Source organism: Agrobacterium larrymoorei, from assembly GCF_005145045.1.
Lineage (GTDB): Bacteria > Pseudomonadota > Alphaproteobacteria > Rhizobiales > Rhizobiaceae > Agrobacterium > Agrobacterium larrymoorei.
Genome location: NZ_CP039691.1, coordinates 541,239 through 565,000, shown reverse-complemented (window position 1 = coordinate 565,000; position 23,762 = coordinate 541,239). Strand labels below are relative to the sequence as shown.

Here is a 23,762-nt window from a genome sequence, read left to right as displayed (position 1 = left end):
GGGCAGGTTCTGACGCAAACGGCACGATACTGGTTCGAGCAAACGAATGACATCTGCCCCAACCATGTCGTCTCCTACCCAGACCCGAACGTGGTTATCGGCAAGCGGCTGAATATTCTCCCCGTGGAAGTCGTCGTGCGCGGTTATCTGGCAGGCACTACGGGTACTTCCATTCTCACACTCTATAAGAAGGGCGAGCGCTCCATGTATGGCGTTACCTTCCCCGATGGAATGAAGGACAATCAGGTCCTGCCTGAACCGATCATTACGCCGACGAGCAAGGAGTTCGATGGCGGGCATGACGAACCGCTGACACCTGCGGAGATCGTAGAGAAGAAGCTTTTGACCGAGGAGCAGTGGCAGGTTCTCTCGACCTACGCTCTCGCGCTTTTCAAGCGCGGGCAGGAAATTGCTGCAAAGCAGGGGCTGATCCTGGTCGATACCAAATATGAGTTCGGGACCGACGAAAACGGGACGATCATACTGGCCGATGAAATCCACACCCCGGATAGCAGCCGGTACTGGATGGCGGATAGTTATGAAGAGGCTTTCCAGAGCGGGAAACGTCCCGTCAGCTTCGACAAGGACTTTGTTCGCGCCTGGGTCGCGGAGCGTTGCGATCCTTACAAGGACGAAATTCCGACCATTCCTGAAGAACTGGTGCTGCAAACCTCACGCGTCTATATTGATGCCTTCGAGCGCATTACCGGCGAGAGCTTTCAGCCGAATGATGAGGAAGCATCGCCGCTGGATCGAGTGCGGCGAAATCTGGCGCCATTTTTCCAGGGAGCATAAGGGTGACGAAAGTCGCTGATGACAGATCGCGGAAAGCAACCGGCGAGGGACCGAAGAAGGTTTCTCGCCCTCGTCGCTCTGGCGAAGAAACGCGCCGCGATATTCTGATCATGACGGACAAGCTGTTTCGAGAGCGCGGTTTTGGCGCGGTCTCGATAGCCGATATTGCCAATGCGCTCGGCATGTCTCCGGCGAACGTCTTCAAGCATTTCCATTCGAAGAACGCGCTGGTCGATGCGATCTTCCTTCAGCAAATCCGCATCTTCGAGCAAAAAATCCATTTGCTGGATGACAGCCATACCCCTTACGAGCGGATGCTGGACCTCGCTCGAACGCTGATGGAAAACCATCACAGCGACCTTAATGACAACCCATACATATTCGACATGATACTCCAGACGGCGAAACGGGATCTTGCCTGTGGAGAATATTATCAGCAACTCATCAAGGCGCAGCTCGCAATCATCATCCGCGATGGCATCCGGCAGGGTGTCTATCGCAAATCGGATCCAATGGAAGAAGCCGGGCTGGTGCTGCAAGTGCTGACGACGATCCTCCATCCGGTACTGATTGCCCGTGAGGAAGCGGGTATTTTGGCAACACGCTGCCGCGATGTGGTCGGTCTCATCGACAGGTCGTTGAAATACACCCTTGAAAAGTGACGGTTTGCAATTTACGTCACTTCTATCTTTCCGTTTGATCTCCTGAGATCAGTGGAACATGGTAACGATAGAAGGCCCTGATTGCCGGTCGCGTTCTGCGCCCGGTTTATATTTTTCTGCATATTGAATGATCTGCTACCGAGCTTTCGCTAGCCAAACATGAGAAGAACGATGAGAAGACGCGTCCATCCTTTGATCACCACACTCCTCATGGCTGGAATTCTGGCGGGATGCAGCGATAGCGGCGACAGCAAGCAGGCTCCTCAACAGGCAAATCAACGCCCGCCCTCCCCCGTTAGCGTCGTCGCCATGAAGAAGAGCGAATATCCGCTGACCACTGTTCTGCCGGGCCGCGCCAGCGCCTTCCAGACGGCCGATATTCGCCCACGAGTCGGCGGCGTGATCAAGCAGATCGCTTTCAAGGAAGGTAGCTTCGTCAAGGAAGGCGATCTTCTCTACAAGATCGAGGACGATACCTATCAGGCCTCTCTTCTGGAAGCACAGGCCGCGCTTGAACGGGCGGAGGTCAGCGTTCCGGCAGCCGAATCCAACCTGCAGCGCTATGAGCGACTGGCCAATTCCGGCGCTTCGCAGAAAGAATTCGAAGACGCGCGGACAACGCTGCTTCAGGCGAAGGCGTCGGTTGCCGAGGCCAACGCAACATTGCAGACCGCGCAGATCAACGTGTCGCTGACGGAAGTTCGCGCGCCATTCGATGGCGTGACCTCAGCCACCAATTTCTCCATCGGTAACGTCGTGACGGCGAGCCAGACCGACTCGCTGATGACGCTTCGCAAGATCAACCCGATCTATATCCAGCTGAACGAATCCAGCGTGAACCTGCTTCGTTTGCAGGCCGCAATCAAGGCCGGCAAACTGGAGCGCAGCGACAACAGCGAAACCACGGATATTCGCCTGACGCTGGAAGACGGCTCGGAATATGCACATGTCGGCAAGCTCGACATGTCGGAAATGGCGGTCAGCACCACCACTGGCACGGTCTCCATCCGCACACTGTTCGATAATCCCGACAATATCATTCTTCCTGGCATGTATGTGCGTGCCACGATCACTGTCGGCAAGGAAATCGGTTATCTCATTCCGCAGCGCGCCGCCGGGCGAAATGCCAATGGCGAGTTGACGGCGAAATTCGTGACCGCTGAAAACAAGGTCGAGACGAGAACATTCCCGACCAGCCAGCTTTCCGGCAACAACTGGCTGGTGACGGAAAATGTCGCCGATGGCGACAAGCTGATCGTGGATGGCTTCCAGTGGATTGCCAACAATGCGGTCGTCAATCCCGTACCGGCTGAAATCGATGACAAAGGCTATATTATAGAGAAGCAGGGCGGCCAGGCTGCTCCGGCGCCGAAATCATGATGTCTGAAGACATGCTCGGCAACATCGTGATCAGGAACTAGACTATGGCAAAATTCTTCATTCGGCGTCCGATCTTTGCTTGGGTCATCGCCATCGTCATCATGCTGGGCGGCGCGCTGGCAATCAACACGCTGTCGATTTCCCAATATCCGGAAATCGCACCGCCGACCGTTCGCATCAGCGCAAGCTACACGGGCGCCAGCGCCGATACGGTGCGAAAAACGGTGACGCAGATCATCGAAGACGGCATGACCGGCCTTGACGGCCTGACCTATATGACCTCGTCTTCCACCACCGGATCCGCCAGCATCACGCTGACCTTCGATAACAGCGTCAATGCCGATATTGCGCAGGTTCAGGTGCAGAACAAGCTCCAGCTCGTTACGTCACAGCTGCCATCGGTCGTGCAGAATCTCGGCATCGAAGTCACCAAATCCACATCCAGTATCCTTCTGGTGGGCGCGCTGGTTTCCACGGATGGCAAGCGCTCCTCCGCCGATCTCGGCGACATTTTCTCCACGCAGATCGAAGATCAGGTGAAACGCATCGAGGGCGTCGGCAACATCAATGCCTTCGGTTCAGCCTATGCGATGCGCATCTGGCTCGATCCGTTCAAGCTGAAGAAATTCCAGCTGACGCCAGCCGATGTGACTTCGGCCATCCAATCGCAGAACACACAGGTTTCCGTGGGTTCGGTCGGCGGTCTTCCGGCTGTCGAAGGTCAGCAGATCAACGTGACCATGACGGCACAGAGCCAGCTGACGACGGTTTCGGATTTCGAGCGCATCATTCTCAAGGTCGATACGACCGGCGCCAATGTTCGCTTGAGCGATGTAGCGCGCGTGGAAATCGGCCAGGAAACCTACGCCTCGACCTCACGTTCCAACCGCCAGCCCGCTTCGGGCTTCGCGGTCAACCTGGCGACGGGTGCGAATGCTCTGGATACGGCGGCTCTCGTCAAGACAAAGCTCAATCAGATCGCGCCTGCTCTGCCGCAGAACGTCAAGATCATCTACCCTTACGACACGACGCCTTTCGTTTCGTTGTCCATTGAAAAGGTCGTTCATACGCTGGTGGAAGCCATCGTACTGGTTTTCGTCGTGCTTCTGGTGTTCCTCCAGAACCTGCGGGCAACCTTCATTCCGATGATCGCCGTGCCGGTCGTGCTTCTCGGCACGTTCGGGGTTCTGGCGCTGACCGGCTATTCGATCAACACGCTGACCATGTTCGCCATGGTTCTCGCCATCGGCCTTCTGGTGGATGACGCGATCGTGGTCGTGGAAAACGTCGAGCGCATCATGTCCGAGGAAGGACTTGGACCGCTCGAAGCCACTGAAAAATCGATGGGTGAAATCACCGGCGCCATTGTCGGTATCGCTCTCGTACTGACCGCCGTCTTCATCCCCATGGCGTTTTTCGGCGGTTCGACGGGTATTATCTACCGCCAGTTCTCCATCACCATCGTTTCGGCGATGCTTCTCTCGGCAGTCGTTGCCATCGTGCTGACACCAGCGCTGTGCGCAACGATGCTGAAGCCCATCGATCATAACAAGAAGGGCCGTGGCCCCGGGGCATGGTTCAACCGCAATTTCGAGCGCACCACGAACGGCTATGTCGGCTCTGTCGGCTATCTGTTGAAACGGCCGTTGCGCGTACTCATCATATTCGCCGTCGTCATGGGTGGCTGCGGCCTGCTCTTCTCGCGTCTGCCCTCCTCCTTCCTCCCGCAGGAAGACCAAGGCGTTCTGATGACGATCATCCAGCTGCCGAACGGCTCGACCAGCCCGCAGACGGCGAAGGTCATCGAAAAGGTCGAGAACTATTATCTCGACAAGGAAAAAGACGTCATCGAAAGCGTCTTTGCGGTGAACGGTTTCAGCTTTACCGGAAGCGGCCAGAGCTATGCGTTGGTTTTTGCCAAGCTCAAGGATTTCGATCTGAGAACCGACCCGAAAATGGCGGCCTCCGCCGTGGTCCAGCGCGCGATGGGTACCTTCATGACCTTCCGCGAAGCACAGGTTTTCCCGATTCTTCCGCCCGCAATTCAGGGCATGGGTAACTCCAGCGGCTTCTCCATGTATCTGGTCGATAGCGGTAACCAGGGCAGCGATGCACTTGTCAGCGCCTCAAAGCAGCTGATCCAAGCCGCCAATTCCAGCGGCAAGGTCACGGCGATGCGCGCCAACGACCGCGATCAGGAAAGCCAGGTCAAGCTGGATCTCGATCAGGAAAAGCTGGGCGCGATGGGCCTCAGCCTGTCCGAAGTCAACTCCATGCTCACCACCATCTTTGCGGGCAGCCAGGTCAACGACTTCACGCTCAACAACAAGGTGAAGAAGGTCTACGTCCAGTCGGATGCGCCCTACCGCATGCAGGCGGAAGACCTGAAATACTGGAACGCACGCAATTCCGGCAGTGAAATGGTGCCGTTCACCTCGTTCACGACGGCGCGCTGGGTCAATGGCCTGCCATCCGTTTCGGCATTCAACGCAGCCAACGCGTTCTCGCTTGAAGGCTCGGCACCTCCCGGCGTCAGCTCCGGCGATGCGATGAATGAGGTGGAGCGGATCGTATCTACAATGGATGGCGGCTACACGGTTGCCTGGACCGGCATCTCCTATCAGGAGCGCCTTTCGGGTTCGCAGGCACCGTTGCTCTACGCGCTTTCGGTCCTGATCGTGTTCCTCTGCCTGTCCGCGCTTTATGAAAGCTGGTCGATACCGTTCTCGGTTATCATGGCCGTGCCGGTCGGCGTTCTGGGCGCACTGCTTGCCGCCGATATCTTCGGTCAGTCGAATGACGTCTACTTCAAGGTGGGTCTGCTGACGACGATCGGTCTTGCGGCGAAGAACGCCATCCTCATCGTGGAATTTGCCAAGGAAAGGCAGGAACACGGGTTGAGCCTGCTGGAAGCGACGCTCGAAGCAGCAAAGCTGCGTCTGCGCCCGATCATCATGACATCTCTTGCCTTCATTCTTGGCGTCGTTCCTCTGGCGATTGCCAGCGGAGCGGGTTCTGCGGCGCAAAATGCGATCGGTATCGGGGTGTTGGGTGGTATGCTTTCTGCAACACTCCTCGGAATTTTCTTCGTACCGTCCTTTTTCGTCATCATTCGGCGGCTATCTAAACGTTAACAACCGGAAAATATGCTAGTAATGCAGAAGGACGCTGGTAAGAAGTATGGCAGAATCGAAAGCTCCATCTTTCATCAGCACACAGCAACGCTACGCTCGCTTTGACTGAGGGTGCCTCAGGCGCCAACATTAATTGGGATAACTTTATGCTGTCTATTCGCGCTACCCTTCCTCTCACGATGCTCCTGCTTTCAGGCTGCGTTGTAGGCCCAGACCACAAGGCTCCTGAGATTCAGCTGCCATCCAAATTTGCAGAGGGCGGGAAAGCCAGCAACGGCGATGTCGCTACCGCGCCCTGGTGGAACACCTTCAACGACAGCCGCCTGAATGGCTATGTCGCAACCGGCCTTGCACAGAACCTTACCGTTCTTCAGGCCGTGGAGCGCATCAATCAGGCAGCAGCGCAGGTTACCTCCGCTGGTGCAGGATCTCTGCCGAGCCTGACGGCTTCCGGCAGCCATACGATAAGCCAGACCAAGGGAAGCTTCCCGACGGTTGATACCACCGTGCGCAATACCTCTGCCGGTGGTCTCGACGCGTCTTGGCTCCTCGACCTGTTCGGCCAATATCGCCGCGCGAAGGAAAATGCCAACGCATCGCTCGATGCCGCCTATTCCACAGCGGACGTCCAGCGTCTGACGCTGATTTCTTCCGTCGTTTCGGCCTATATCGACGTGCGCTACTATCAGGAGCGTCTGGCGATTGCCCGCGACAACCTGAAATCCCGCCGCGAAACGCTTGATCTGACCAAGCTTCAGCTGGAAGCCGGTGCGGCCTCGCGCCTCGACGTCGTTCAGGCTGAAGGTCTGGTCAATTCGACCATCGCCGACATGCCGGGTCTCGAAACCAGCTTCCGCCGCGCGGCTCACCGCATCGCGACGCTGCTCGGCATGCCTGCATCCTCTCTGGTGGTAGAATTGCAGCGCGGCGCACGTCAGCCTATTGCACGCCGCCCGGCAACCACCGGCATTCCGGTCGATCTCATTCGCAATCGCCCGGACATCCGTGTTGCAGAACGCAATCTTGCCGCAGCCGTCGCCAATATCGGCGTTGCCGAATCGCGCCTCTACCCAAGCATCACGCTTAGCGGCTCCATCAGCCCAAGCTTTATCAACCTGGCCAATGGCGGTGCCCGCGGCACCTCGAACAGCTGGTCCTTCGGCCCAAGCCTCGTTCTGCCGATCCTCGATGGCGGCGCGCTTCGCGCCAATGTCGATATCGCCAAGTCGGCTGCGCGTGAAGAATACCTCGCCTGGAAGGCAACCGTGCTGAACGGCGTGGAAGAAGTCGAAAACGCTCTTGCCGCCGTCAACCGCGACAAGCAGACGGAAGATGCGCTGCGCAGAACCGTCAAGTCCTATCAGGAAGCCCTTTCGCTCGCGACAGCCAGCTACCGTGACGGCGCCTCCTCGCTGCTCGACGTTCTGGACGCGCAGCGCAACGTTTCCACCGCGCAGGCAAACCTTGCCACTGCCATCCAGCAGACGGCGCAGGATTACGTTTCGCTCAGCATCGCACTCGGCGGTGGCTATGCCTTCGGCGCGACCAACCCGGTTGCTTCCGCTCAGCTGGCTGCCAACACGCCAAAGGGCATGTAACCAGCAACGTATTGATGACGTTTATCAAGCCCGCGCCTCAGGTCGCGGGCTTTTTCTTTGCCTGTGATCAGTGCTGAAGAACACATAAAGAAAAAGCCCCGGATCGCTCCGGGGCTTTTCATATTTGGTCAATCAAGCGACGATCAGTTCTTGGCGCGCTCGACGTAGGAATTGTCTTCGGTCGCGATAACGACGCGGATACCGGCGTCGACATGCGGCGGCACCATGGTACGGATGCCGTTGGAGAGGATCGCAGGCTTGTAGGAAGAAGACGCCGTCTGGCCCTTCACGACCGGCTCGGTTTCCACGATTTCCAGCGTAACGTGACGCGGCAGCTCGACAGCCAGCGGGTTGCCTTCATGGATCGAGAGAACGCAGGTCATGCCTTCCTGAAGGTAAGCCTTCTGCTCACCCATGGTGTCGGCATCGACCACGACCTGATCGTAGCTTTCCGGGTTCATGAAGTGGAAGCCTTCGCCATCTTCGTAGAGGAACTGGAAGTTCAGGTCTTCAACGAATGCGCGCTCGACCTGTTCCGTCGTGCGCCAGCGCTCGGATACCTTCACGCCATCAACGATGCGGCGCATATCGACCTGCGTAACAGGCGTGCCCTTGCCGGGGTGGAAGTTGTTGGCGGTGAGAACGACGTAGAGCTTGCCCTCAACTTCAAGAACATTACCCTTGCGGACGGATGAGGCGATAACCTTGACCATATGATTTCCTTGTAACTCAATGAAATGCGTCGTAAGGACGGCGCGGCTGCACTGACCCGATGGACGTTTTGTCTGTTTTCTGGGGCGCAACTACCTTAAATCAGGGACAATTGCCAGCCTTTCAGATCATCGAACCGAAAACTGTCTCCCAGTTTCAGGATATTTCGATGCCGATACGATAATTTCACACGGAAACGGCGGTTCAAAGCCGAAGCGTTTCAGAAGCGACCACGGATCAGACAGGCGATGAGCACCGGTTCACAGACAGGATCAGCATGGTGGACACCAGACGTCCATATGGATCGCCGCCCGTTCCTGATCGGTCGTAACGCCATTCAGTCCGCCTTCCGCGGCTTTTTTGCTGGGCGCGATTTCATCGAAGTCGATACGGCGACCCTGCAAATCTCGCCGGGCAATGAGGCGCATCTCCATGCCTTCGCCACCAGGGGCATCACCACAAGCGGCGAAGAAGCTTCTCTCTATCTCCACACATCGCCGGAGTTTGCCTGCAAAAAACTGCTGGCCGCTGGCGAAAAGCGCATTTCCTGCTTCGCCCACGTTTATCGCAACCGCGAACGCGGCCCCCTGCACCACCCGGAATTCACCATGCTGGAATGGTATCGTGTGGGCGAGACGTATGAAGCGCTGATGCGCGACAGCGCGGAACTGCTGGCGCTAGCCGCAGAGACGGCCAAGACCAAGGCCCTCACTTACCGCGGGCACATGGTCGATCCCTTCCTCGAACCGGAACGCCTCAGCGTCGCGGAAGCCTTTCAGCGCTATGCGTCCATCGATCTTCTGGCGACCATCGATCATGATGGCCAGACGGATCGCCAGCACCTGCAACGTCTGGCGCAAGCCGCAGGCATTCGCACTGCGGAAGACGATAGCTGGGCCGATATTTTCAGCCGCATCATCGTGGAGCGGGTAGAGCCAAAACTCGGCTTTGGCCGCGCCACGATCCTCGATGAATACCCGACCAGCGAGGCTGCACTTGCCCGGCGCTCTCCGCGTGACAACCGTGTTGCGGAGCGTTTCGAACTTTATGCCTGCGGCGTGGAACTCGCCAATGCCTTTGGCGAATTGACCGATGCTGAAGAGCAGCGTCGCCGCTTCGAGATCGAGATGCAGGAAAAGAACCGAATTTACGGTGAAACCTACCCAATCGATGAAGACCTCCTGTCGGCCCTCACAATCATGCCTGCGGCAAGCGGCATTGCGCTTGGTTTCGACCGGCTGGTCATGCTGGCCACCGGCGCGCCGCGCATAGAACTTGTTATGTGGGCACCAGTCGCTACCTATGGATCATGAAGGCAAACGGGCTAAAATCAGCGGATGATCTTCTCGACGCGGGTTTGATCGACCACGCGACGCTTGAGCGCGTGCGCCCCGTCGCCGAGCGCTATGCGGTAGCGCTGACGCCTGCCGTCGCCAGCCTCATCGACCCGAACGATGCTAACGACCCGATTGCGCTCCAGTTCATTCCCACCGAAGCCGAACTTTATCAGACCAATGAGGAACGCGCCGACCCCATCGGCGACGAGGCCCATAGTCCTGTTCCCGGCATCGTGCATCGTTATCCAGACCGCGTGCTGATGAAGGCCGTACATGTCTGCCCGGTCTATTGCCGCTTTTGCTTCCGCCGCGAGATGGTGGGCCCACAGGGCAATGGCATGATGAGCCCGGACGAACTCGAAACGGCCTTCGCCTATATCCGTTCGCGCCCTGACATCTGGGAAGTCATCCTGACAGGCGGCGACCCGCTGGTGCTTTCTCCGCGCCGCCTTTCCACCATCATGGAAGGCCTAAACGCCATTCCGCATGTGAAGATCGTGCGCTTCCACACCCGCGTACCCGTTGTCGATCCCGAAAAGATCAATGCAGAACTGATCGAGGCATTGAAGGCGAGTGGCAAGACCACCTATGTCGCGCTCCACGCCAATCACCCCAAGGAGATGACGCAGGATGCCAAGGCTGCATGCGCGCGGCTGGTCGATTCCGGTATCGCCTTGGTCAGCCAGACCGTTCTGCTGAAGGGTATCAATGACGATCCGGCAATATTGGCTGCACTGATGCGCAGCTTCGTGGAGAACCGGATAAAGCCCTACTACCTGCATCATCCGGATCTCGCTCCCGGCACCAGCCACTTCCGGCTGGATATAGAAGAAGGCCAGCGGATCGTTTCGGCACTTCGCGGACACGTCTCCGGCCTGTGCCAGCCAACCTATGTGCTTGATATTCCCGGAGGCCACGGAAAAGCCGTCATCGCTCAGAATGCGGCGACGAAACAAGCCAAGGGTTGCTACTCGGTTTCCGATTTCAACGGCAACGATCACGCCTACCCGCCATCTGCGGAATGAAACGAGCGGGCAAGCTCCGGCTTTTCAAGCTGTTTTAGCACAACCCGATGCACGAAATAAAAATTTCACAATTCCGCCCCGATCCTGTCATCGTAAAGAAAAATATTCTACCTATATTCATAATCATTGATTCCGATGCAAATCCGGTATATCAGTGATTCAACTGTAGAGTGATTCTCAGTTATTCCGGGTCAACACGAACGAAAGGGAGAGTGTCATGTCCAAATCTACGCGCATTTTCGCGATCCCTCATCATCGGGTCGTGAATGCCGGGCACAAATCCATGTGTTCCCGCTGCTGTCGAATGTGGCGACTTTAATAGTCCCTCAATCCTGAAATTCAATTCGACAAAAATGCTGTGCGTTCAAGCCACAGCGGGAGTATGCACCATGCAAAAGCAAGTTATCGAATTCGCCGGCGAACCAGTCGGTATCGTAGTACCGGACAATAATCGTCTGAAATTCATTGCCGTTAAATTCCACGTCCATGATCTGGATGAGCAGCGCTTCGACAGCGCCGAAGACGTGCGCGTCGCCATCCGTAATCTGGTCCGCGACCGCAACGTGGCAGCCCTGGTTTGATTGCACTCTGCCAGGCTGCGTCCAAGACAATTCGAACACGATAAAGGCGATGCCAGCTCACACCGGCACCGCCTTTTCAATTTCATGAATACATAATAACTACAGCAGCTTAGAAGGCTGTAAATGTCAGTGTAGTCAGCGACCTTACGATACCGGGAATGCTGACGATATTGTCGCTAATGAACTTCCCGATATCCTGATCCGCTTCCACATAAATCTTCAGCAACAGATCGAACTCCCCACTGGTGGAATAAAGCTCCGACACCAGTTCGGTCTTGTAGATGGCATCGGCAACCTCATAGGTCTTGCCGGGTGTGCACTGAAGCTGAACGAAGATGGGCTTCATGGGTCGATTTCCTCGTCGGTATGCGGATCATGGGCGTTGCGAGCATCGCTCGCTAACGCAATCGTGTCGGCACTATTGTCTGAGGCCGAGGTCTCTTTCAAGCCCGCAGCAGTCGCACCCGATCACATTCCGGCTGGGAATGAACTGATGACGATATGTCGATGGTCATCCACGGGACGCCTCTATAGACTTTGCCGCACATGGCGCGAAGGCGCGCCGCCTTGCTCTGGATGACGCCGATGTACGATAATCCCCGCTCTCACGGTCTCTGGGAAAAGACGGCGCCTCTGCCGCCAGAGACGTCCGCGCTCGAAGGCCATGTGCGAACGGATGTCGTGATCGTTGGCGGCGGCTTCACCGGCCTCTCGGCGGCGCTTCATCTTGCCGAACGCGGCATCAAGGCCACAGTTCTGGAAGCCAGGGAAATCGGCTTCGGCGGCGCGGGCCGCAATGTCGGCCTCATCAATGGCGGCATGTGGGTGATGCCGAAGGAGCTGCCGAACGTGCTTGGCCCCATTTACGGAGAGCGACTGCTGGACCTGCTCGGCAACGCCCCATTCCTTGTCCGGGAGCTTATCGAGAAACACCGGATCGAATGCGAACTGGAAAAGAACGGAACGCTGCACTGTGCCGTGGGCGATGCCGGTCTTGCGGAAATTCGTGAGCGCTGCGCCCAGTGGGCAGCGCGCGGCGCACCCGTTCGCATTCTCGATGCGGCTGAAACCGCAGCCCGCATTGGTTCCAATGCCTATGCGGGCGCGCTTCTCGATGAGCGCGCCGGAACACTCCAGCCGCTTGCCTATGTCCGAGGGCTTGCTGCAGCGGCTCAAAGGGCGGGTGCTGTAATCCACACGTCCAGCCCTGTTATCGCAACCGAGCAGGACGGTGCTGGCTGGAAGGTAATCACGGAAAAAGGTTCAGTCTCCGCTGACTGGATCATCGTGGCGACGGAAGCTTACAGCACCGGGCCATGGAAAATCATTCGCGAAGAGCAGACCTACCTGCCCTACTTCAATTTTGCGACGAAACCGCTCGGCGACAATCTGCGCAAAAGCATTCTGCCCAACCGTGAAGGCTGCTGGGATACCAAGGAAATCCTGTCCTCCTTCCGCATGGACAAGGCTGGACGCCTCGTCTTTGGTAGCGTCGGTGCGCTGCGCAACACCGGTGCCGCCGTCCACCGCGCCTGGGCGAAACGCTCGCTGAAACGCCTCTTTCCGCAGATCGGCGATGTCGAATTCGAATGTGAATGGTACGGCCAGATCGGCATGACCGACAATGCAGTCCCCCGCTTCCACAAATTCGCAAACAACGTCATCGGCTTCTGCGGCTACAACGGTCGCGGGATCGCACCCGGCACGGTATTCGGCAAAACGCTGGCCGCCCATGTGGCGGGCGAAATCGCCGAAGACGATCTGCCGCTACCAATTACAGAACAAAAAGCACAAAGCCTGCGCACGCTGAAGGAAGCCTATTACGAAGCGGGCGCGCAGATTGCGCATTTTGCGGGGGAGCGGTTTTAGGATTTCGCTGTCAAAGTAACTCAAGGCTTTGTTTCGCGGATGCCAGCGGAGAACTTCACCACGCTGATCGTTATATTCTTGAAAACATAATGATCGCCCTCTATGACCGATATATCTGAATGGATATTTCGGTGAGAGGGATTAAGCATGGGAATTATGAGACGTTTCGTTCTGAAGACCGCTTTTGTTGCCGTAACGGGCGCCTGGCTGGCAGCGGCTGGCGTTTCCTCGCCGGTTCTGGCGCAGGATAAGGTGACTGTTTTTGCTGCCGCCAGCATGAAGAATGCGCTTGATGCGGCGAATGCGGAGTGGGCGAAGGAAAGCGGCAATGAAGCAACCGCCTCCTATGCCGCAAGCTCGGCACTGGCCAAGCAGATCGAAGCAGGCGCGCCTGCCGATCTCTTCATCTCTGCAGATCTCGCATGGATGGATTATGTTGCTGGCAAGAAGCTGATCAAGGAAGATACGCGCACCAATCTCCTCGGCAACCGCCTCGTTCTGGTGGCCGCGGCAGACAAGGCAAAGCCTGTCGAAATCAAACAGGGCTTCGATCTCTCCAGTCTCGTTGGTGATGGCAAGCTTGCCATGGGCGCTGTCGATAGCGTTCCGGCTGGCAAGTATGGCAAGGCCGCGCTTGAAAAGCTTGGCGTCTGGTCTTCCGTTGAAGGCAAGGTGGCAGGGGCGGAAAGCGTGCGCGCGGCACTCGTTCTCGTTTCTCGCGGTGAGGCGCCCTATGGTATCGTTTATCAGACGGATGCGGCTGCCGATCCGGGCGTGAAGATCGTCGGCACATTCCCGCAGGACAGCCATGAGCCGATCATCTATCCGGTGGCGATCCTGTCTGAATCCAAGAGCCCGGCAGCAGCCGCCTATCTTGAATTCCTGAAGTCCGCCAAGGCCGCTCCTTTCTTCGAAAGCCAAGGCTTTACCATTCTGAAGTAAGATTGAAGCTTAAAGATAGAGGGCTCCCGGCATTCCGGGCGCCCTTAAAAAATGTGGGAACACCGATTTGGACTGGTTATCGCTGAGTGCGGAAGAATGGACGGCGATACGCCTGAGCCTCTGGGTGTCCACTATCGCCATGTTTGCGAGCCTTCCCTTCGGTATTCTCATTGCATTGGCTCTGGCGCGTGGCCAGTTCTGGGGAAAATCTCTCCTGAACGGTATTGTCCATCTTCCGCTGATCCTGCCGCCGGTGGTGACCGGCTTTATTCTGCTGATCATGTTCGGGCGGCGCGGCGTTATCGGCCAGTTTCTGGATCAATATTTCGGCATCGTCTTTTCTTTTCGCTGGACAGGTGCGGCGCTCGCCTGCGCCGTCATGGCATTTCCGCTGATGGTTCGCTCCATCCGCCTCTCTATCGAAGCCGTAGACCGCAAGCTGGAGGAAGCTGCGGGAACGCTGGGGGCGAGCCCAATCTGGGTATTTTTGACGGTCACGCTACCGTTGACCCTGCCGGGCATCATCGCAGGCATGATCCTCGCTTTCGCCAAGGCCATGGGTGAATTCGGCGCAACGATTACCTTCGTCTCCAATATTCCCGGTGAAACGCAGACGCTTTCCGCAGCCATCTACACCTTCACGCAGGTTCCCGGCGGTGATGCGGGCGCGCTGAGGCTGACGCTCGTCGCCGTCGCCATTTCGATGATCGCGCTTCTCGCTTCCGAATTCCTGGGCCGCATCATCGGTAAAAGGGTGATGGCCGAATGACCCTACTTTTCGATGTAAAACACAGGCTCGGCGATTTCACGCTTGATGCGCAGCTGACCGCCGGCGAAGGCGTCACCGCGCTCTTCGGGCGTTCGGGCTCCGGGAAAACATCCGCCATCCGCATCATCGCCGGTTTGACGAAACCAGATCAGGGCCGCATCGAACTGGATGGAGAGGTTCTGGCCGATAGCGAAAAGCGCATCTTCAGTCCCGCACACAAACGGGGCTTCGGCTATGTGTTTCAGGAAGCGCGGCTCTTTCCGCATCTGACCGTGGAGCAGAACCTGCATTATGGCCGCTGGTTTTCCGGCAAATCCGCAGAAGACGTAGAGTCGGCCAAAGTCATCGAGATGCTGGGCATCGGTGCACTGCTGAAGCGCAGGCCGGAAAATCTCTCCGGTGGGGAAAAACAGCGTGTCGCCATAGGTCGCGCGCTTCTCGTTCAGCCGCGCCTGCTTTTGATGGACGAGCCGCTTGCGGCGCTGGATGAGGCACGCAAGGCGGAGATCATTCCTTATCTGGAGCGGCTGCGCGACGAGACGAAAATCCCCATCATCTATGTCAGCCATTCGGTCAGCGAAGTCTCCCGGCTGGCGGACCGCGTGGTGGTGATGAAGGACGGCAGGGTGGATGCGGAAGGTGCCGCTTCGGAAATCCTCTCGCGCCCAGCCTTCAGCACGCATCTGGAACGGCGGGAAGCAGGTAGCATTCTCTCCGGCAAGGTGGAGACATTCGATGCCCGCCACGGCCTTGCCATCGTTCGTCTGAAGGGCACGAGCTTGCAGGTTCCCGCGAAAGCGGCAGAGCCGGGAAAGCCCGTGCGCGTGCATGTGCCTGCGCGTGATGTGATGCTAGGGACAGTTAAGCCCGAGGGTCTGAGCGCGCTGAACATTCTTCAAGGCCACATCGCCGATATCGCAACGTTTGAAGACGGCATGGCGATGGTGCAGGTGGATTGCGGCGGCGATATCATCCTGTCGCGCATCACCAGCCTCTCCGCAGAGCGGCTGTCGCTGACAGAGGGAAGCACTGTCTTCGCCGTCGTCAAATCGGCGGCGCTCGATCCCTACTGAGCGTCTCCACCTTCACGGCTACGATTGGCTTCCAGCCAGTCGATATCAGCCCGAAGCGCATCCTGCATACGGCTTTCCATGCCGCGATAGCGGGCCAGCAATTCTTCGCCAAAGGGCGTGAGACCCGCCCCGCCACCCTGCTTGCCACCCCGTTGCGATTCGATGACGGTTTGATTGAACATATGGTTCAGAGCATCCACCAGAAGCCATGCCCGGCGGTAGGACATGTCCATTGCCCGCCCGGCAGCGGAAATGGAACCGGTGGAAGCGATCAACTCCATCAGCTCGATCTTGCCGCGTCCGAGACGCTCATTCGGTGGAAAATCGACACGAAGAACCGGCTTGAGAGACTGATCGCTCATGGATGTGCCGCTCCGAAACGATCCTGCCATGACGGTTGCGCGCCCTCATGCGGCAGCGCTGTTGCTTCGAACACACCCCGCGCGATGGCGCGTGCCATGACAAGCGTTGCGAGGTGGCAAAGTTCGTGAAACTCCGCGACCTCCTGCAGCGGCCTCCGGCCAGTCGCCGCTGCAAACATTGTGTCGCCATCGCTGGCGAGATGCGAGGGCAGGATGGCGCGCGCTAGCCCGCCATGCGCCATAATAGATAGACGATGCGCCTGCGCCTTGGTCAAAACCGCATCCGTCACTACTGCGCCAATGGTGGTTGCGGTCAACGTGACGCCCTTGATGCGCATAGCACTGTCCGCGTCGGCAAATTCCGGCGGCAGGCCCAACCCGCCAAATTCGCCGCCTCTTTCGAAGGCAGCAGCCCAGAAATGCTGGCTGGACCCAACTGTCGCGGAGCCCATGGCGTTGACGGCAACGACTGCGGCTATTCCAACACCGGAAGAGGTTTTCGCGCTGGCAGAGCCAAGCCCGCCTTTGAATGTAGCCGTCGTGGCACCCGTCCCTGCGCCAACCGTACCGAGTGGAAAAGGCTTGCGGGACGCGGCCTTGAAGGCCTCATATCCCATCTCACGATAGGGCGAATGAAGACCCCAGTCCTTGTCTCCGCCATTCAGCAAATCCATCAAAATAGCCTGCGGAACGATAGGCACGCGGGTCGCTCCAACCTTAAGCCCGCGCCCGTTTTCCCGCAATCCCGCCTGTACCCCACCGGCAGCATCCAGACCGAAAGCGGAACCGCCGGACAGAACGAACGCATCGACGGCGTCCACTGTCATCAATGGATCGAGCAGCGCCGTATCCCGCCCGCCCGGCGCACCGCCAAGGGTGGAGCCGGAGGCGATTGCGGGCTCATCGAACACGATGGCGGTGACGCCGGAACCCAAAGTCAGGTCGGTCGCGTGACCCACCGCAACACCGTCGATGTCGATCAGGAGATTGTTCAAGGGCGGCATTCCTTCTCTGTGCTTATGCCGGTATCCCGCCCTGGCCTTATCTTGTCAATCTCAGGAGAACACCGCCGTACCTATGACAGGGGTGGAGGGAACCGCCATATCGCGCGGCTCCAGCATGCCGGAAAGGTAGGCCTCGCGCCCAGCCGTCACCGCCTTAGCGAATGCGCCAGCCATGATGACGGGATTACCCGCACCAGCCACCGCCGTATTCAGCAGCACGGCATCGTAACCAAGCTCCATAACGGTTGCTGCATGCGAAGGGCGGCCAAGGCCTGCATCCACGATCATTGGCACATCTGGAAAATGCGCCCGCATCGATCTCAGCGCCGTGATGTTGAGCGGCCCCATGGCACTGCCGATGGGCGCGCACCATGGCATCAGCACCTTGCAGCCCGCATCGATCAGTTTTTCCGCCACGACCAGATCGTCCGTCGTATAGGGGAAGACCTCGAAACCTTCGTCGGAGAGAATGCGCGCAGCTTCCACCAGTCCAAACACATCCGGCTGAAGCGTATCGTGATGCCCGATCACTTCCAGCTTGATCCAGTTGGTCTTGAACACTTCCCGCGCCATCTTGGCCGTCAGCACGGCTTCCTTTGCCGTATGGCACCCCGCCGTGTTGGGCAGGATGAGGCGATCCAGCTCGCGGATCAGTTCGAAAAACTGTCCGCCCTTTTTGCCCCCTGCGGTCTCACGGCGAAGGGAAATGGTCAGAATATCCGTCTTGGCTGCGCGCACGGCATCGGCCAGAACGGCGGGCGATGGGTAACGCGCCGTTCCGAGCAGAAGGCGGGAACTGACGTCGCGATCGTAAAGTCTCAACATATCATCCTCCCTGCATGGGCGAGAGGATTTCGATCCTGTCGAAAGCCTTCAGGTGAAAATCGGGGCGGTCTTCGGCATGGACGAGATCGCCATTGACCGCCGTCGCCAGCCAATCGCCCTCGTAGTCGAGCACGCTCAGAAGCTCCGAGAGTGTTGCTGTGGTGAGATCATGCTCTTCGCCGTTGACGTGAATTCGCATGGGAAACCTCCTTTTTATCCAGAATGTCGGCGGCCTGCCGCGCCATGGCGGGCGAAAGTAGAAAGCCGTGCCGATGCGCACCATTGATGAAGATCGTGTTGCCTTCCTCTTTGATGCGGGGAAGATTGTTGGGAAAAGCGGGCCGGATGCCCGTTCCCGTTTCGATAATCTGCGCTTCGCCGAAAGACGGGTGAAGCGCGTAAGCGGCGTTGAGAAACTCCATCATCGAACGCGCCGAAATCGGTCCTTCGTCTTCGGACTCGATCATAGTCGCACCCACCATGAAGCGCCCCGGCTCTCGCGGTACGACATAGAGCGGGATGCGCGGATGGAGCAGGCGCACGGGCCGCGAAAGTGAAATCTCGTCGCTCGCGAGATAGAGCATTTCGCCACGCACGCCGCGAAGCCCCGGCAGGGAACCGACCTGTGCACGGCCAGTGCAATCGATAGTGAGGTCGAAGCCGCTGCCATCCATGGTCTGGATGCCGAGATGGAACACCACACCCATCGAAACCAGACGCTGGTGCAGTGCATGCAGCGCCAATCTTGGATCGAGATGGCCCTCGCCTTCGAAGAAAAGCCCGTGCCGAAAACGCCCCGCAAGATCGGGCTCCAACGCTGCAATCTCCTCTTCGTCCACCCAGCGATAACCGGTTGTCCGAGAGGCAAAGCGCGAAAGCTCAGCCTTATCGCGGGCAGGCGCGACGACCAGCGTACCGTTGCGCGTAACGAGGCCGGGCGTCGCCTCCTCCCACCAGTCGAGCGCCGACTGGCCAAGGGTCAGAACCGCTTCTTCCGCACTCTCCCGCTCGCACCATGGCGCCAGCATTCCGCCCGCGTACCATGATGCACCGTGACCAACCTCGGCGAAGATGTCATGCACCTCCACCGAGAAGCCGCGTTTTGCCATTTCAAGAGCAGCCGTCAAACCGGCGACGCCCGCCCCTTTGATGAGAATGCGCATCTCACTCTCCGGCCACAGGCTGTGGCAGCGGCATATAGAGATCGCCGCCCTGCTTGAACTTTTCCGCCATGGCTTCCAGCCCTTCCTTCTGGGCTTCGGATCGGATGTCGTGTGAAATGCGCATGGAGCAGAATTTCGGTCCGCACATGGAGCAGAAATGCGCGACCTTGTGCGCTTCTTTCGGCAAGGTCTCATCGTGGAAGGACCGCGCCGTTTCCGGGTCCAGCGACAGATTGAACTGATCTTCCCACCGGAACTCGAAGCGGGCGCGGGAGAGCGCATCGTCACGCACCTGCGCTGCCGGATGCCCCTTGGCGAGATCCGCGGCATGTGCCGCGATCTTGTAGGTAATGACACCCACCTTCACGTCGTTACGATCCGGCAGACCCAGATGCTCTTTCGGCGTCACGTAGCAAAGCATCGCCGTGCCGAACCAGCCGATCATCGCAGCACCGATGCCGGAGGTGATGTGGTCATAACCGGGCGCAATATCCGTCGTCAGCGGTCCGAGCGTGTAGAACGGCGCTTCGCCGCAGGTCTTCAGCTGCTTGTCCATGTTTTCCTTGATCTTGTGCATCGGCACATGGCCGGGGCCTTCGATCATAACCTGACAATCTTTCACCCAGGCGATCTGCGTCAGCTCGCCCAGCGTCTCCAGTTCGGCAAACTGCGCCGCATCGTTTGCATCGGCAATCGAGCCCGGACGCAGGCCATCGCCCAGCGAGAAGGACACATCATAAGCACGACAAATATCGCAGATTTCCTCGAAATGCTCATAGAGGAAGCTTTCCTTATGATGATGCAGACACCACTTGGCCATGATCGAGCCGCCACGCGAAACAATGCCCGTGACGCGGTTGACGGTGAGCGGAATGTAGTGAAGCCGCACGCCCGCATGGATGGTGAAGTAATCGACGCCCTGTTCGGCCTGCTCGATCAGCGTATCGCGGAAAACCTCCCAGTTCAGATCTTCGGCGATGCCATTCACCTTTTCCAGCGCCTGATAGAGCGGCACGGTGCCAATCGGGACCGGCGAATTGCGGATGATCCATTCGCGGATATTGTGAATGTTGCGGCCGGTGGAAAGGTCCATAACCGTATCTGCACCCCAGCGGGTGGCCCAGACCATCTTCTCCACCTCTTCCGCCATGGAGGAGGTGACCGCCGAATTGCCGATATTGGCGTTGATCTTCACCAGAAAATTCCGCCCGATGATCATCGGCTCGGCTTCCGGGTGGTTGATGTTGGCGGGAATGATGGCGCGGCCCGAGGCCACTTCCTGCCGCACGAAGTCCGGCGTGACGTGATCGGGAACATGCGCGCCAAAACTCTCCCCATCACGGACCAGCTTCTCCTTCGCCCCCTCACGCCCCAAATTTTCGCGGATGGCGATATATTCCATCTCAGGCGTTATGATGCCTGCGCGGGCATAGGCAAGCTGCGTCACCGCTTTGCCATCCCTGGCACGCAGCGGCTGGTTGCGAGCCGGAAATTCCGGCGTCAGGCGCTCTCCGGTGGCAAAACCGTTATCTTCGGGTTTGACGTGACGGCCCTCGTAACGTTCGACGTCACCGCGCTCCAAAACCCATTGCTGGCGAAGACGCGGCAAGCCACCATCGATATCAAGCAAATGCGATGGATCTGTGTAAGGACCCGAGGAATCATAGACCGTGACCGGCGGTTCGCCAGCCGTCGGGTGCACTGCGATTTCGCGCATCGGCACGCGGATATGCGGGTGCACCACACCCGGCTTATAAACCTTGGTGGAGGCGGGCAGCGGACCTGTGGTCACCGTGGGAGAGAGATTTTTAGCAGCAATGTTCATCGTGAGGCTCCAAAGCAAAACAGTGGAGACCCAGTTCGAGCATGAAGACGAAAAAGCGCGGGATTGATAAAGATGACAGTTGCCCGGCGCTTGGCCGATACTGCTGTTTTCCGCGTTTGCACCGTCCCTACGCCAGTATGAACTGGATCAGGTTCAACGGGTCACTGCGCGTGGTAGCAGAATCTCAGCCCCTTGACGGGACACCCCTGGTGAATGCGACCATGAAACTCCCTGAACACTTTCTTGTCAAGTTGTCTCGGTCACCCGAAATTAACCTCACCGTTTATGGGAATGTTATTTTTTCGCGATTAACTGCAAGATGCGCTATGATAGCATCCAGCTTCAGGGAGATTACTTGGGATGAATTCAACTATTCGTGAAGTACTGTCGAAATTCGGCCAGCTTCCTGTTCCTGTCGACACGATTGCAGACGACGCCGATCTTTACGCGGCAGGGCTTTCTTCCTTCGCCTCCGTGCAATTGATGCTTGGTCTTGAAGAAGCATTCGATATCGAATTCCCCGACAGCATGTTGAACCGCAAGTCCTTCGCAAGCATCGGTGCGATTGAGACGACGGTGAAAGCCATCCTTGACGGTAAAGAGGCGGCCTGATGGACGCCGCCGTCGCTTCACAGAACATGGAACTGGCAGCACGCGCCAAGCGTGTGGCCTCCACTGCGGCCAAATTTGCCGATGACGTGGACGCGGCGGGTCGTTTCCCGAGTGAAGCAGTTGACGCTCTTCGAAGCGAGCGGCTGCTGGGCATTCAGGTGCCGACGCATCTGGGTGGCGAAGGCGCAAGTCTACAGGAAATCGCCGATATCTGCTGCACGCTGGGTCAGGCGTGTTCGGCAACCGCCATGATTTTCGCCATGCACCACATCAAGGCATCGAGCCTTGTGGAGCATGGGGAAGCCAGCGAATGGCACGGCGCCTTCATGCGCCGCGTGGCAAGCGAACAGCTTCTTCTCGGCTCGGCAACGACGGAAGGCGGCATCGGCGGTAACCTGCGCAATTCGATCTGCGCGATTGAAGTTACCGGAGATCAATGCCGGCTGGAAAAAGACGCAACCGTCATTTCCTATGGCAGCGAAGCGGACGCTATCCTCATCACATCGCGGGCGCATGCGGATGCGGCACCTGCCGATCAGGTGATGACGGTTTTCCTGAAAGACCAGTACAGCCTCGAAAAGACCCATGTGTGGAACACGCTCGGCATGCGTGGCACCTGCTCGGATGGCTTCCTGTTCAAAGGTGAAGCTCCTGCCGAACAGATATTCCCCAAGCCTTTCGCGGAAATCGCGGCACAATCCATGCTCGCCACATCACACCTTCTCTGGAGCGGTGTGTGGTACGGCATCGCAGCCGATGCCGTTGCACGCGCGCAGGCCTTCGTGCGTGCTGCTGCCCGCAAATCTCCCGGCGTCACGCCTCCCGGCGCGCTGCGTCTGGCAGAGGTTTCCAACAAGCTACAGATCGTCAAATCCAACGTGATTGCGGGCATCAAGGCTTACGAAGACACCAAGACGGACCCGGACAGATTGATGTCGATGGCCTTTGCCATCGCCATGAACAATGTGAAGATTTGTTCTTCCGAAACCATCCTCGAAATCATCAACCATGCGATGCTGATCTGCGGCATCATGGGTTACAAGAACGGCACGCCGTATAGCGTCGGGCGGCATCTGCGCGATGCGCATTCCGCGCAATTGATGATTTCCAACGACAGAATCTTGAGCAATTCCGCCAATCTCCTGCTGGTTCAGAAGCAGGACACGAGCCTTTTGGGATAAGACCATGGACATGCAAACATCGTTTCTCGATCGCCTGTTCGACAAGGGCCTGCTGATCGATACCGGCGTGGACGGCCTGTATGGTCGCAGCGGCCAGTTCGAAGACGTCATCACCGCTTTCGAACGCCTGATCGACAAGGTCGGCGGCGGTGACAAGGCCGAAGCCATCCGCTTCCCGCCCGGCATCAACCGCGCCTATTTCGAAAAAAGCGGCTACATGAAGAGCTTTCCGCAGCTTGCGGGCACCGTGCATTCCTTCTGCGGCTGCGAGCTCGATCATGTCAGCCTGATCAAAAGCATGGATGAAGGCACGGACTGGACGAAAGACCAGAAGATTACCGACATCGTGCTGACACCAGCCGCCTGCTATCCGCTGTATCCGACCATCGCCAAGCGCGGAAACCTGCCTGAAAATGGTGGTCTCTACGACATCCAGTCCTATTGCTTCCGCCACGAGCCTTCCAAGGACCCGGCACGCCAGCAGCTCTTCCGCATGCGCGAATATGTGCGCATGGGCACCGAGAGCGACGTGACCGAATTCCGCCAGATCTGGATGGATCGCGGCGTCGAGATGATGGAAAAGATCGGTCTCGAGGTGAAGATCGATATTGCCAACGATCCGTTCTTCGGACGCGCGGGTAGGATGCTGGTCAACAATCAGCGCGATCAGAACCTGAAATTCGAACTGCTGATTCCCGTTACCTCCACGACCAACCTGACGGCCTGCATGAGCTTCAACTACCATCAGGATTCCTTCGGTACGAAGTGGGGTCTGAACCTTGCCGATGGCGAAGTTGCCCACACGGCCTGCGTCGGCTTCGGTCTGGAACGCATCGCGCTGGCGCTCTTTGCCAAGCATGGTCTGGATGTGGATCAGTGGCCGCAATCGGTTCGCGAAACGCTCTGGGGCTGAT

The 23,762-nt window shown here is 58.0% G+C and carries 23 protein-coding genes and 1 riboswitch (1 of these 24 only partly in view); of the genes, 15 read left to right on the top strand and 8 right to left on the bottom strand.

Translation table 11 applies throughout. The features are described from left to right. The 5 genes from CFBP5473_RS02590 to CFBP5473_RS02570 all read left to right on the top strand — a co-directional run. On the top strand, positions 1-795 hold the 3' portion of the coding sequence (locus CFBP5473_RS02590) for a phosphoribosylaminoimidazolesuccinocarboxamide synthase (RefSeq protein WP_027676753.1). The gene continues 156 nt to the left of window position 1, outside the view; the window shows 795 of its 951 coding nt (coding positions 157-951); the start codon falls outside the window, past its left edge; it ends in the stop codon at positions 793-795. A 2-nt stretch (positions 796-797) separates the two neighbouring features. After that, positions 798-1,457, top strand: a complete 660-nt coding sequence (locus CFBP5473_RS02585; RefSeq protein WP_027676752.1) for a TetR/AcrR family transcriptional regulator — start codon at positions 798-800, stop codon at positions 1,455-1,457. A 171-nt stretch (positions 1,458-1,628) separates the two neighbouring features. Then, a complete protein-coding gene (locus tag CFBP5473_RS02580) occupies positions 1,629-2,837 on the top strand; it encodes an efflux RND transporter periplasmic adaptor subunit (RefSeq protein WP_027676751.1) in 1,209 nt (402 codons plus the stop codon). Positions 2,838-2,881: 44 nt separating this feature from the next. Beyond that, positions 2,882-5,971, top strand: coding sequence for an efflux RND transporter permease subunit (locus CFBP5473_RS02575; protein ID WP_027676750.1), 3,090 nt, complete (start codon positions 2,882-2,884; stop codon positions 5,969-5,971). A gap of 146 nt (positions 5,972-6,117) precedes the next feature. Beyond that, positions 6,118-7,569: an efflux transporter outer membrane subunit gene (locus tag CFBP5473_RS02570; protein WP_027676749.1), complete on the top strand. Its 1,452-nt coding sequence runs from the start codon at positions 6,118-6,120 to the stop codon at positions 7,567-7,569. Between the two features lie 143 nt (positions 7,570-7,712). Here the strand turns inward: CFBP5473_RS02570 and efp are convergent, their stop codons facing one another. Then, a complete protein-coding gene (gene efp / locus CFBP5473_RS02565) occupies positions 7,713-8,282 on the bottom strand; it encodes an elongation factor P (RefSeq protein WP_027676748.1) in 570 nt (189 codons plus the stop codon). Positions 8,283-8,528: 246 nt separating this feature from the next. Here efp and epmA point away from each other — a divergent pair, with 246 nt between their 5' ends. From epmA to CFBP5473_RS02550, 3 genes are all read left to right on the top strand, one after another. Then, on the top strand, positions 8,529-9,593 hold the full coding sequence (epmA, locus tag CFBP5473_RS02560; protein ID WP_027676747.1) for an EF-P lysine aminoacylase EpmA: 1,065 nt from the start codon (positions 8,529-8,531) through the stop codon (positions 9,591-9,593). Then, on the top strand, positions 9,590-10,642 hold the full coding sequence (locus CFBP5473_RS02555; RefSeq protein ID WP_027676746.1) for a lysine-2,3-aminomutase-like protein: 1,053 nt from the start codon (positions 9,590-9,592) through the stop codon (positions 10,640-10,642). The genes epmA and CFBP5473_RS02555 overlap by 4 nt, the downstream gene beginning before the upstream one ends. A gap of 389 nt (positions 10,643-11,031) precedes the next feature. Further along, on the top strand, positions 11,032-11,223 hold the full coding sequence (locus CFBP5473_RS02550; RefSeq protein ID WP_027676745.1) for a hypothetical protein: 192 nt from the start codon (positions 11,032-11,034) through the stop codon (positions 11,221-11,223). Between the two features lie 109 nt (positions 11,224-11,332). Here CFBP5473_RS02550 and CFBP5473_RS02545 read toward each other — a convergent pair whose 3' ends face one another. After that, positions 11,333-11,569 (bottom strand): Lrp/AsnC ligand binding domain-containing protein, encoded by a 237-nt coding sequence (locus CFBP5473_RS02545; RefSeq protein WP_027676744.1) that lies wholly within the window; start codon positions 11,567-11,569, stop codon positions 11,333-11,335. A 239-nt stretch (positions 11,570-11,808) separates the two neighbouring features. On the opposite strand from CFBP5473_RS02545, the gene CFBP5473_RS02540 reads away from it, so the two are divergent. The 4 genes from CFBP5473_RS02540 to modC all read left to right on the top strand — a co-directional run bounded on the left by CFBP5473_RS02540 (position 11,809) and on the right by modC (position 15,876). Beyond that, a complete protein-coding gene (locus tag CFBP5473_RS02540) occupies positions 11,809-13,092 on the top strand; it encodes an NAD(P)/FAD-dependent oxidoreductase (protein ID WP_027676743.1) in 1,284 nt (427 codons plus the stop codon). 156 nt (positions 13,093-13,248) lie between these two features. Beyond that, on the top strand, positions 13,249-14,034 hold the full coding sequence (gene modA, locus CFBP5473_RS02535) for a molybdate ABC transporter substrate-binding protein (RefSeq protein ID WP_027676742.1): 786 nt from the start codon (positions 13,249-13,251) through the stop codon (positions 14,032-14,034). Between the two features lie 67 nt (positions 14,035-14,101). After that, positions 14,102-14,803 carry a molybdate ABC transporter permease subunit gene (modB, locus tag CFBP5473_RS02530; RefSeq protein ID WP_027676741.1) on the top strand — a complete coding sequence of 234 codons (702 nt, stop codon included), beginning with the start codon at positions 14,102-14,104 and terminating at the stop codon, positions 14,801-14,803. Further along, positions 14,800-15,876: a molybdenum ABC transporter ATP-binding protein gene (gene modC / locus CFBP5473_RS02525; RefSeq protein WP_027676740.1), complete on the top strand. Its 1,077-nt coding sequence runs from the start codon at positions 14,800-14,802 to the stop codon at positions 15,874-15,876. Before modB ends, modC begins: the two co-directional genes overlap by 4 nt. On the opposite strand, the gene CFBP5473_RS02520 is transcribed toward modC, so the two are convergent. The 6 genes from CFBP5473_RS02520 to thiC are packed head-to-tail and all read right to left on the bottom strand — an operon-like array spanning position 15,870 to position 21,055. Further along, positions 15,870-16,238: a winged helix-turn-helix domain-containing protein gene (locus tag CFBP5473_RS02520; RefSeq protein ID WP_027676739.1), complete on the bottom strand. Its 369-nt coding sequence runs from the start codon at positions 16,236-16,238 to the stop codon at positions 15,870-15,872. The two genes, modC and CFBP5473_RS02520, sit on opposite strands and share 7 nt — an antisense overlap. Further along, positions 16,235-17,242, bottom strand: coding sequence for a P1 family peptidase (locus tag CFBP5473_RS02515; protein ID WP_027676738.1), 1,008 nt, complete (start codon positions 17,240-17,242; stop codon positions 16,235-16,237). The genes CFBP5473_RS02520 and CFBP5473_RS02515 overlap by 4 nt, the downstream gene beginning before the upstream one ends. Positions 17,243-17,293: 51 nt before the next feature. Further along, a complete protein-coding gene (locus CFBP5473_RS02510; RefSeq protein ID WP_027676737.1) occupies positions 17,294-18,067 on the bottom strand; it encodes a thiazole synthase in 774 nt (257 codons plus the stop codon). 1 nt (position 18,068) lies between these two features. Further along, complete coding sequence (gene thiS, locus CFBP5473_RS02505) at positions 18,069-18,266, bottom strand: sulfur carrier protein ThiS (RefSeq protein ID WP_027676736.1); 198 nt, start codon at positions 18,264-18,266, stop codon at positions 18,069-18,071. Further along, positions 18,235-19,230 (bottom strand): glycine oxidase ThiO, encoded by a 996-nt coding sequence (gene thiO, locus CFBP5473_RS02500; RefSeq protein WP_027676735.1) that lies wholly within the window; start codon positions 19,228-19,230, stop codon positions 18,235-18,237. Before thiO ends, thiS begins: the two co-directional genes overlap by 32 nt. A 1-nt stretch (position 19,231) precedes the next feature. Next, on the bottom strand, positions 19,232-21,055 hold the full coding sequence (gene thiC / locus CFBP5473_RS02495; RefSeq protein ID WP_027676734.1) for a phosphomethylpyrimidine synthase ThiC: 1,824 nt from the start codon (positions 21,053-21,055) through the stop codon (positions 19,232-19,234). Positions 21,056-21,161: 106 nt separating this feature from the next. After that, positions 21,162-21,273, bottom strand: a riboswitch (TPP riboswitch). Between the two features lie 142 nt (positions 21,274-21,415). On the opposite strand from thiC, the gene CFBP5473_RS02490 reads away from it, so the two are divergent. The 3 genes from CFBP5473_RS02490 to CFBP5473_RS02480 are packed head-to-tail and all read left to right on the top strand — an operon-like array spanning position 21,416 to position 23,761. Beyond that, positions 21,416-21,667: an acyl carrier protein gene (locus CFBP5473_RS02490; protein ID WP_027676733.1), complete on the top strand. Its 252-nt coding sequence runs from the start codon at positions 21,416-21,418 to the stop codon at positions 21,665-21,667. Next, positions 21,667-22,848, top strand: coding sequence for an acyl-CoA dehydrogenase family protein (locus CFBP5473_RS02485; RefSeq protein ID WP_027676732.1), 1,182 nt, complete (start codon positions 21,667-21,669; stop codon positions 22,846-22,848). The genes CFBP5473_RS02490 and CFBP5473_RS02485 overlap by 1 nt, the downstream gene beginning before the upstream one ends. A 4-nt stretch (positions 22,849-22,852) precedes the next feature. Then, positions 22,853-23,761, top strand: coding sequence for an amino acid--[acyl-carrier-protein] ligase (locus CFBP5473_RS02480; RefSeq protein ID WP_027676731.1), 909 nt, complete (start codon positions 22,853-22,855; stop codon positions 23,759-23,761). The last annotated feature ends 1 nt before the right edge of the window (position 23,762 follow it).

What these genes read in the sequence shown, in the direction of transcription:
- CFBP5473_RS02580 (WP_027676751.1), top strand. Translation starts at nt 1,629, where the DNA reads ATGAGAAGACGCGTCCATCCTTTGATCACCACACTCCTCATGGCTGGA.
- CFBP5473_RS02575 (WP_027676750.1), top strand. Translation starts at nt 2,882, where the DNA reads ATGGCAAAATTCTTCATTCGGCGTCCGATCTTTGCTTGGGTCATCGCC.
- CFBP5473_RS02570 (WP_027676749.1), top strand. Translation starts at nt 6,118, where the DNA reads ATGCTGTCTATTCGCGCTACCCTTCCTCTCACGATGCTCCTGCTTTCA.
- efp (WP_027676748.1), bottom strand. Translation starts at nt 8,282, where the DNA reads ATGGTCAAGGTTATCGCCTCATCCGTCCGCAAGGGTAATGTTCTTGAA.
- epmA (WP_027676747.1), top strand. Translation starts at nt 8,529, where the DNA reads ATGAGCACCGGTTCACAGACAGGATCAGCATGGTGGACACCAGACGTC.
- CFBP5473_RS02555 (WP_027676746.1), top strand. Translation starts at nt 9,590, where the DNA reads ATGAAGGCAAACGGGCTAAAATCAGCGGATGATCTTCTCGACGCGGGT.
- CFBP5473_RS02550 (WP_027676745.1), top strand. Translation starts at nt 11,032, where the DNA reads ATGCAAAAGCAAGTTATCGAATTCGCCGGCGAACCAGTCGGTATCGTA.
- CFBP5473_RS02545 (WP_027676744.1), bottom strand. Translation starts at nt 11,569, where the DNA reads ATGAAGCCCATCTTCGTTCAGCTTCAGTGCACACCCGGCAAGACCTAT.
- CFBP5473_RS02540 (WP_027676743.1), top strand. Translation starts at nt 11,809, where the DNA reads ATGTACGATAATCCCCGCTCTCACGGTCTCTGGGAAAAGACGGCGCCT.
- modA (WP_027676742.1), top strand. Translation starts at nt 13,249, where the DNA reads ATGAGACGTTTCGTTCTGAAGACCGCTTTTGTTGCCGTAACGGGCGCC.
- modC (WP_027676740.1), top strand. Translation starts at nt 14,800, where the DNA reads ATGACCCTACTTTTCGATGTAAAACACAGGCTCGGCGATTTCACGCTT.
- CFBP5473_RS02520 (WP_027676739.1), bottom strand. Translation starts at nt 16,238, where the DNA reads ATGAGCGATCAGTCTCTCAAGCCGGTTCTTCGTGTCGATTTTCCACCG.
- CFBP5473_RS02515 (WP_027676738.1), bottom strand. Translation starts at nt 17,242, where the DNA reads ATGCCGCCCTTGAACAATCTCCTGATCGACATCGACGGTGTTGCGGTG.
- CFBP5473_RS02510 (WP_027676737.1), bottom strand. Translation starts at nt 18,067, where the DNA reads ATGTTGAGACTTTACGATCGCGACGTCAGTTCCCGCCTTCTGCTCGGA.
- thiS (WP_027676736.1), bottom strand. Translation starts at nt 18,266, where the DNA reads ATGCGAATTCACGTCAACGGCGAAGAGCATGATCTCACCACAGCAACA.
- thiO (WP_027676735.1), bottom strand. Translation starts at nt 19,230, where the DNA reads ATGCGCATTCTCATCAAAGGGGCGGGCGTCGCCGGTTTGACGGCTGCT.
- thiC (WP_027676734.1), bottom strand. Translation starts at nt 21,055, where the DNA reads ATGAACATTGCTGCTAAAAATCTCTCTCCCACGGTGACCACAGGTCCG.
- CFBP5473_RS02490 (WP_027676733.1), top strand. Translation starts at nt 21,416, where the DNA reads ATGAATTCAACTATTCGTGAAGTACTGTCGAAATTCGGCCAGCTTCCT.
- CFBP5473_RS02485 (WP_027676732.1), top strand. Translation starts at nt 21,667, where the DNA reads ATGGACGCCGCCGTCGCTTCACAGAACATGGAACTGGCAGCACGCGCC.
- CFBP5473_RS02480 (WP_027676731.1), top strand. Translation starts at nt 22,853, where the DNA reads ATGGACATGCAAACATCGTTTCTCGATCGCCTGTTCGACAAGGGCCTG.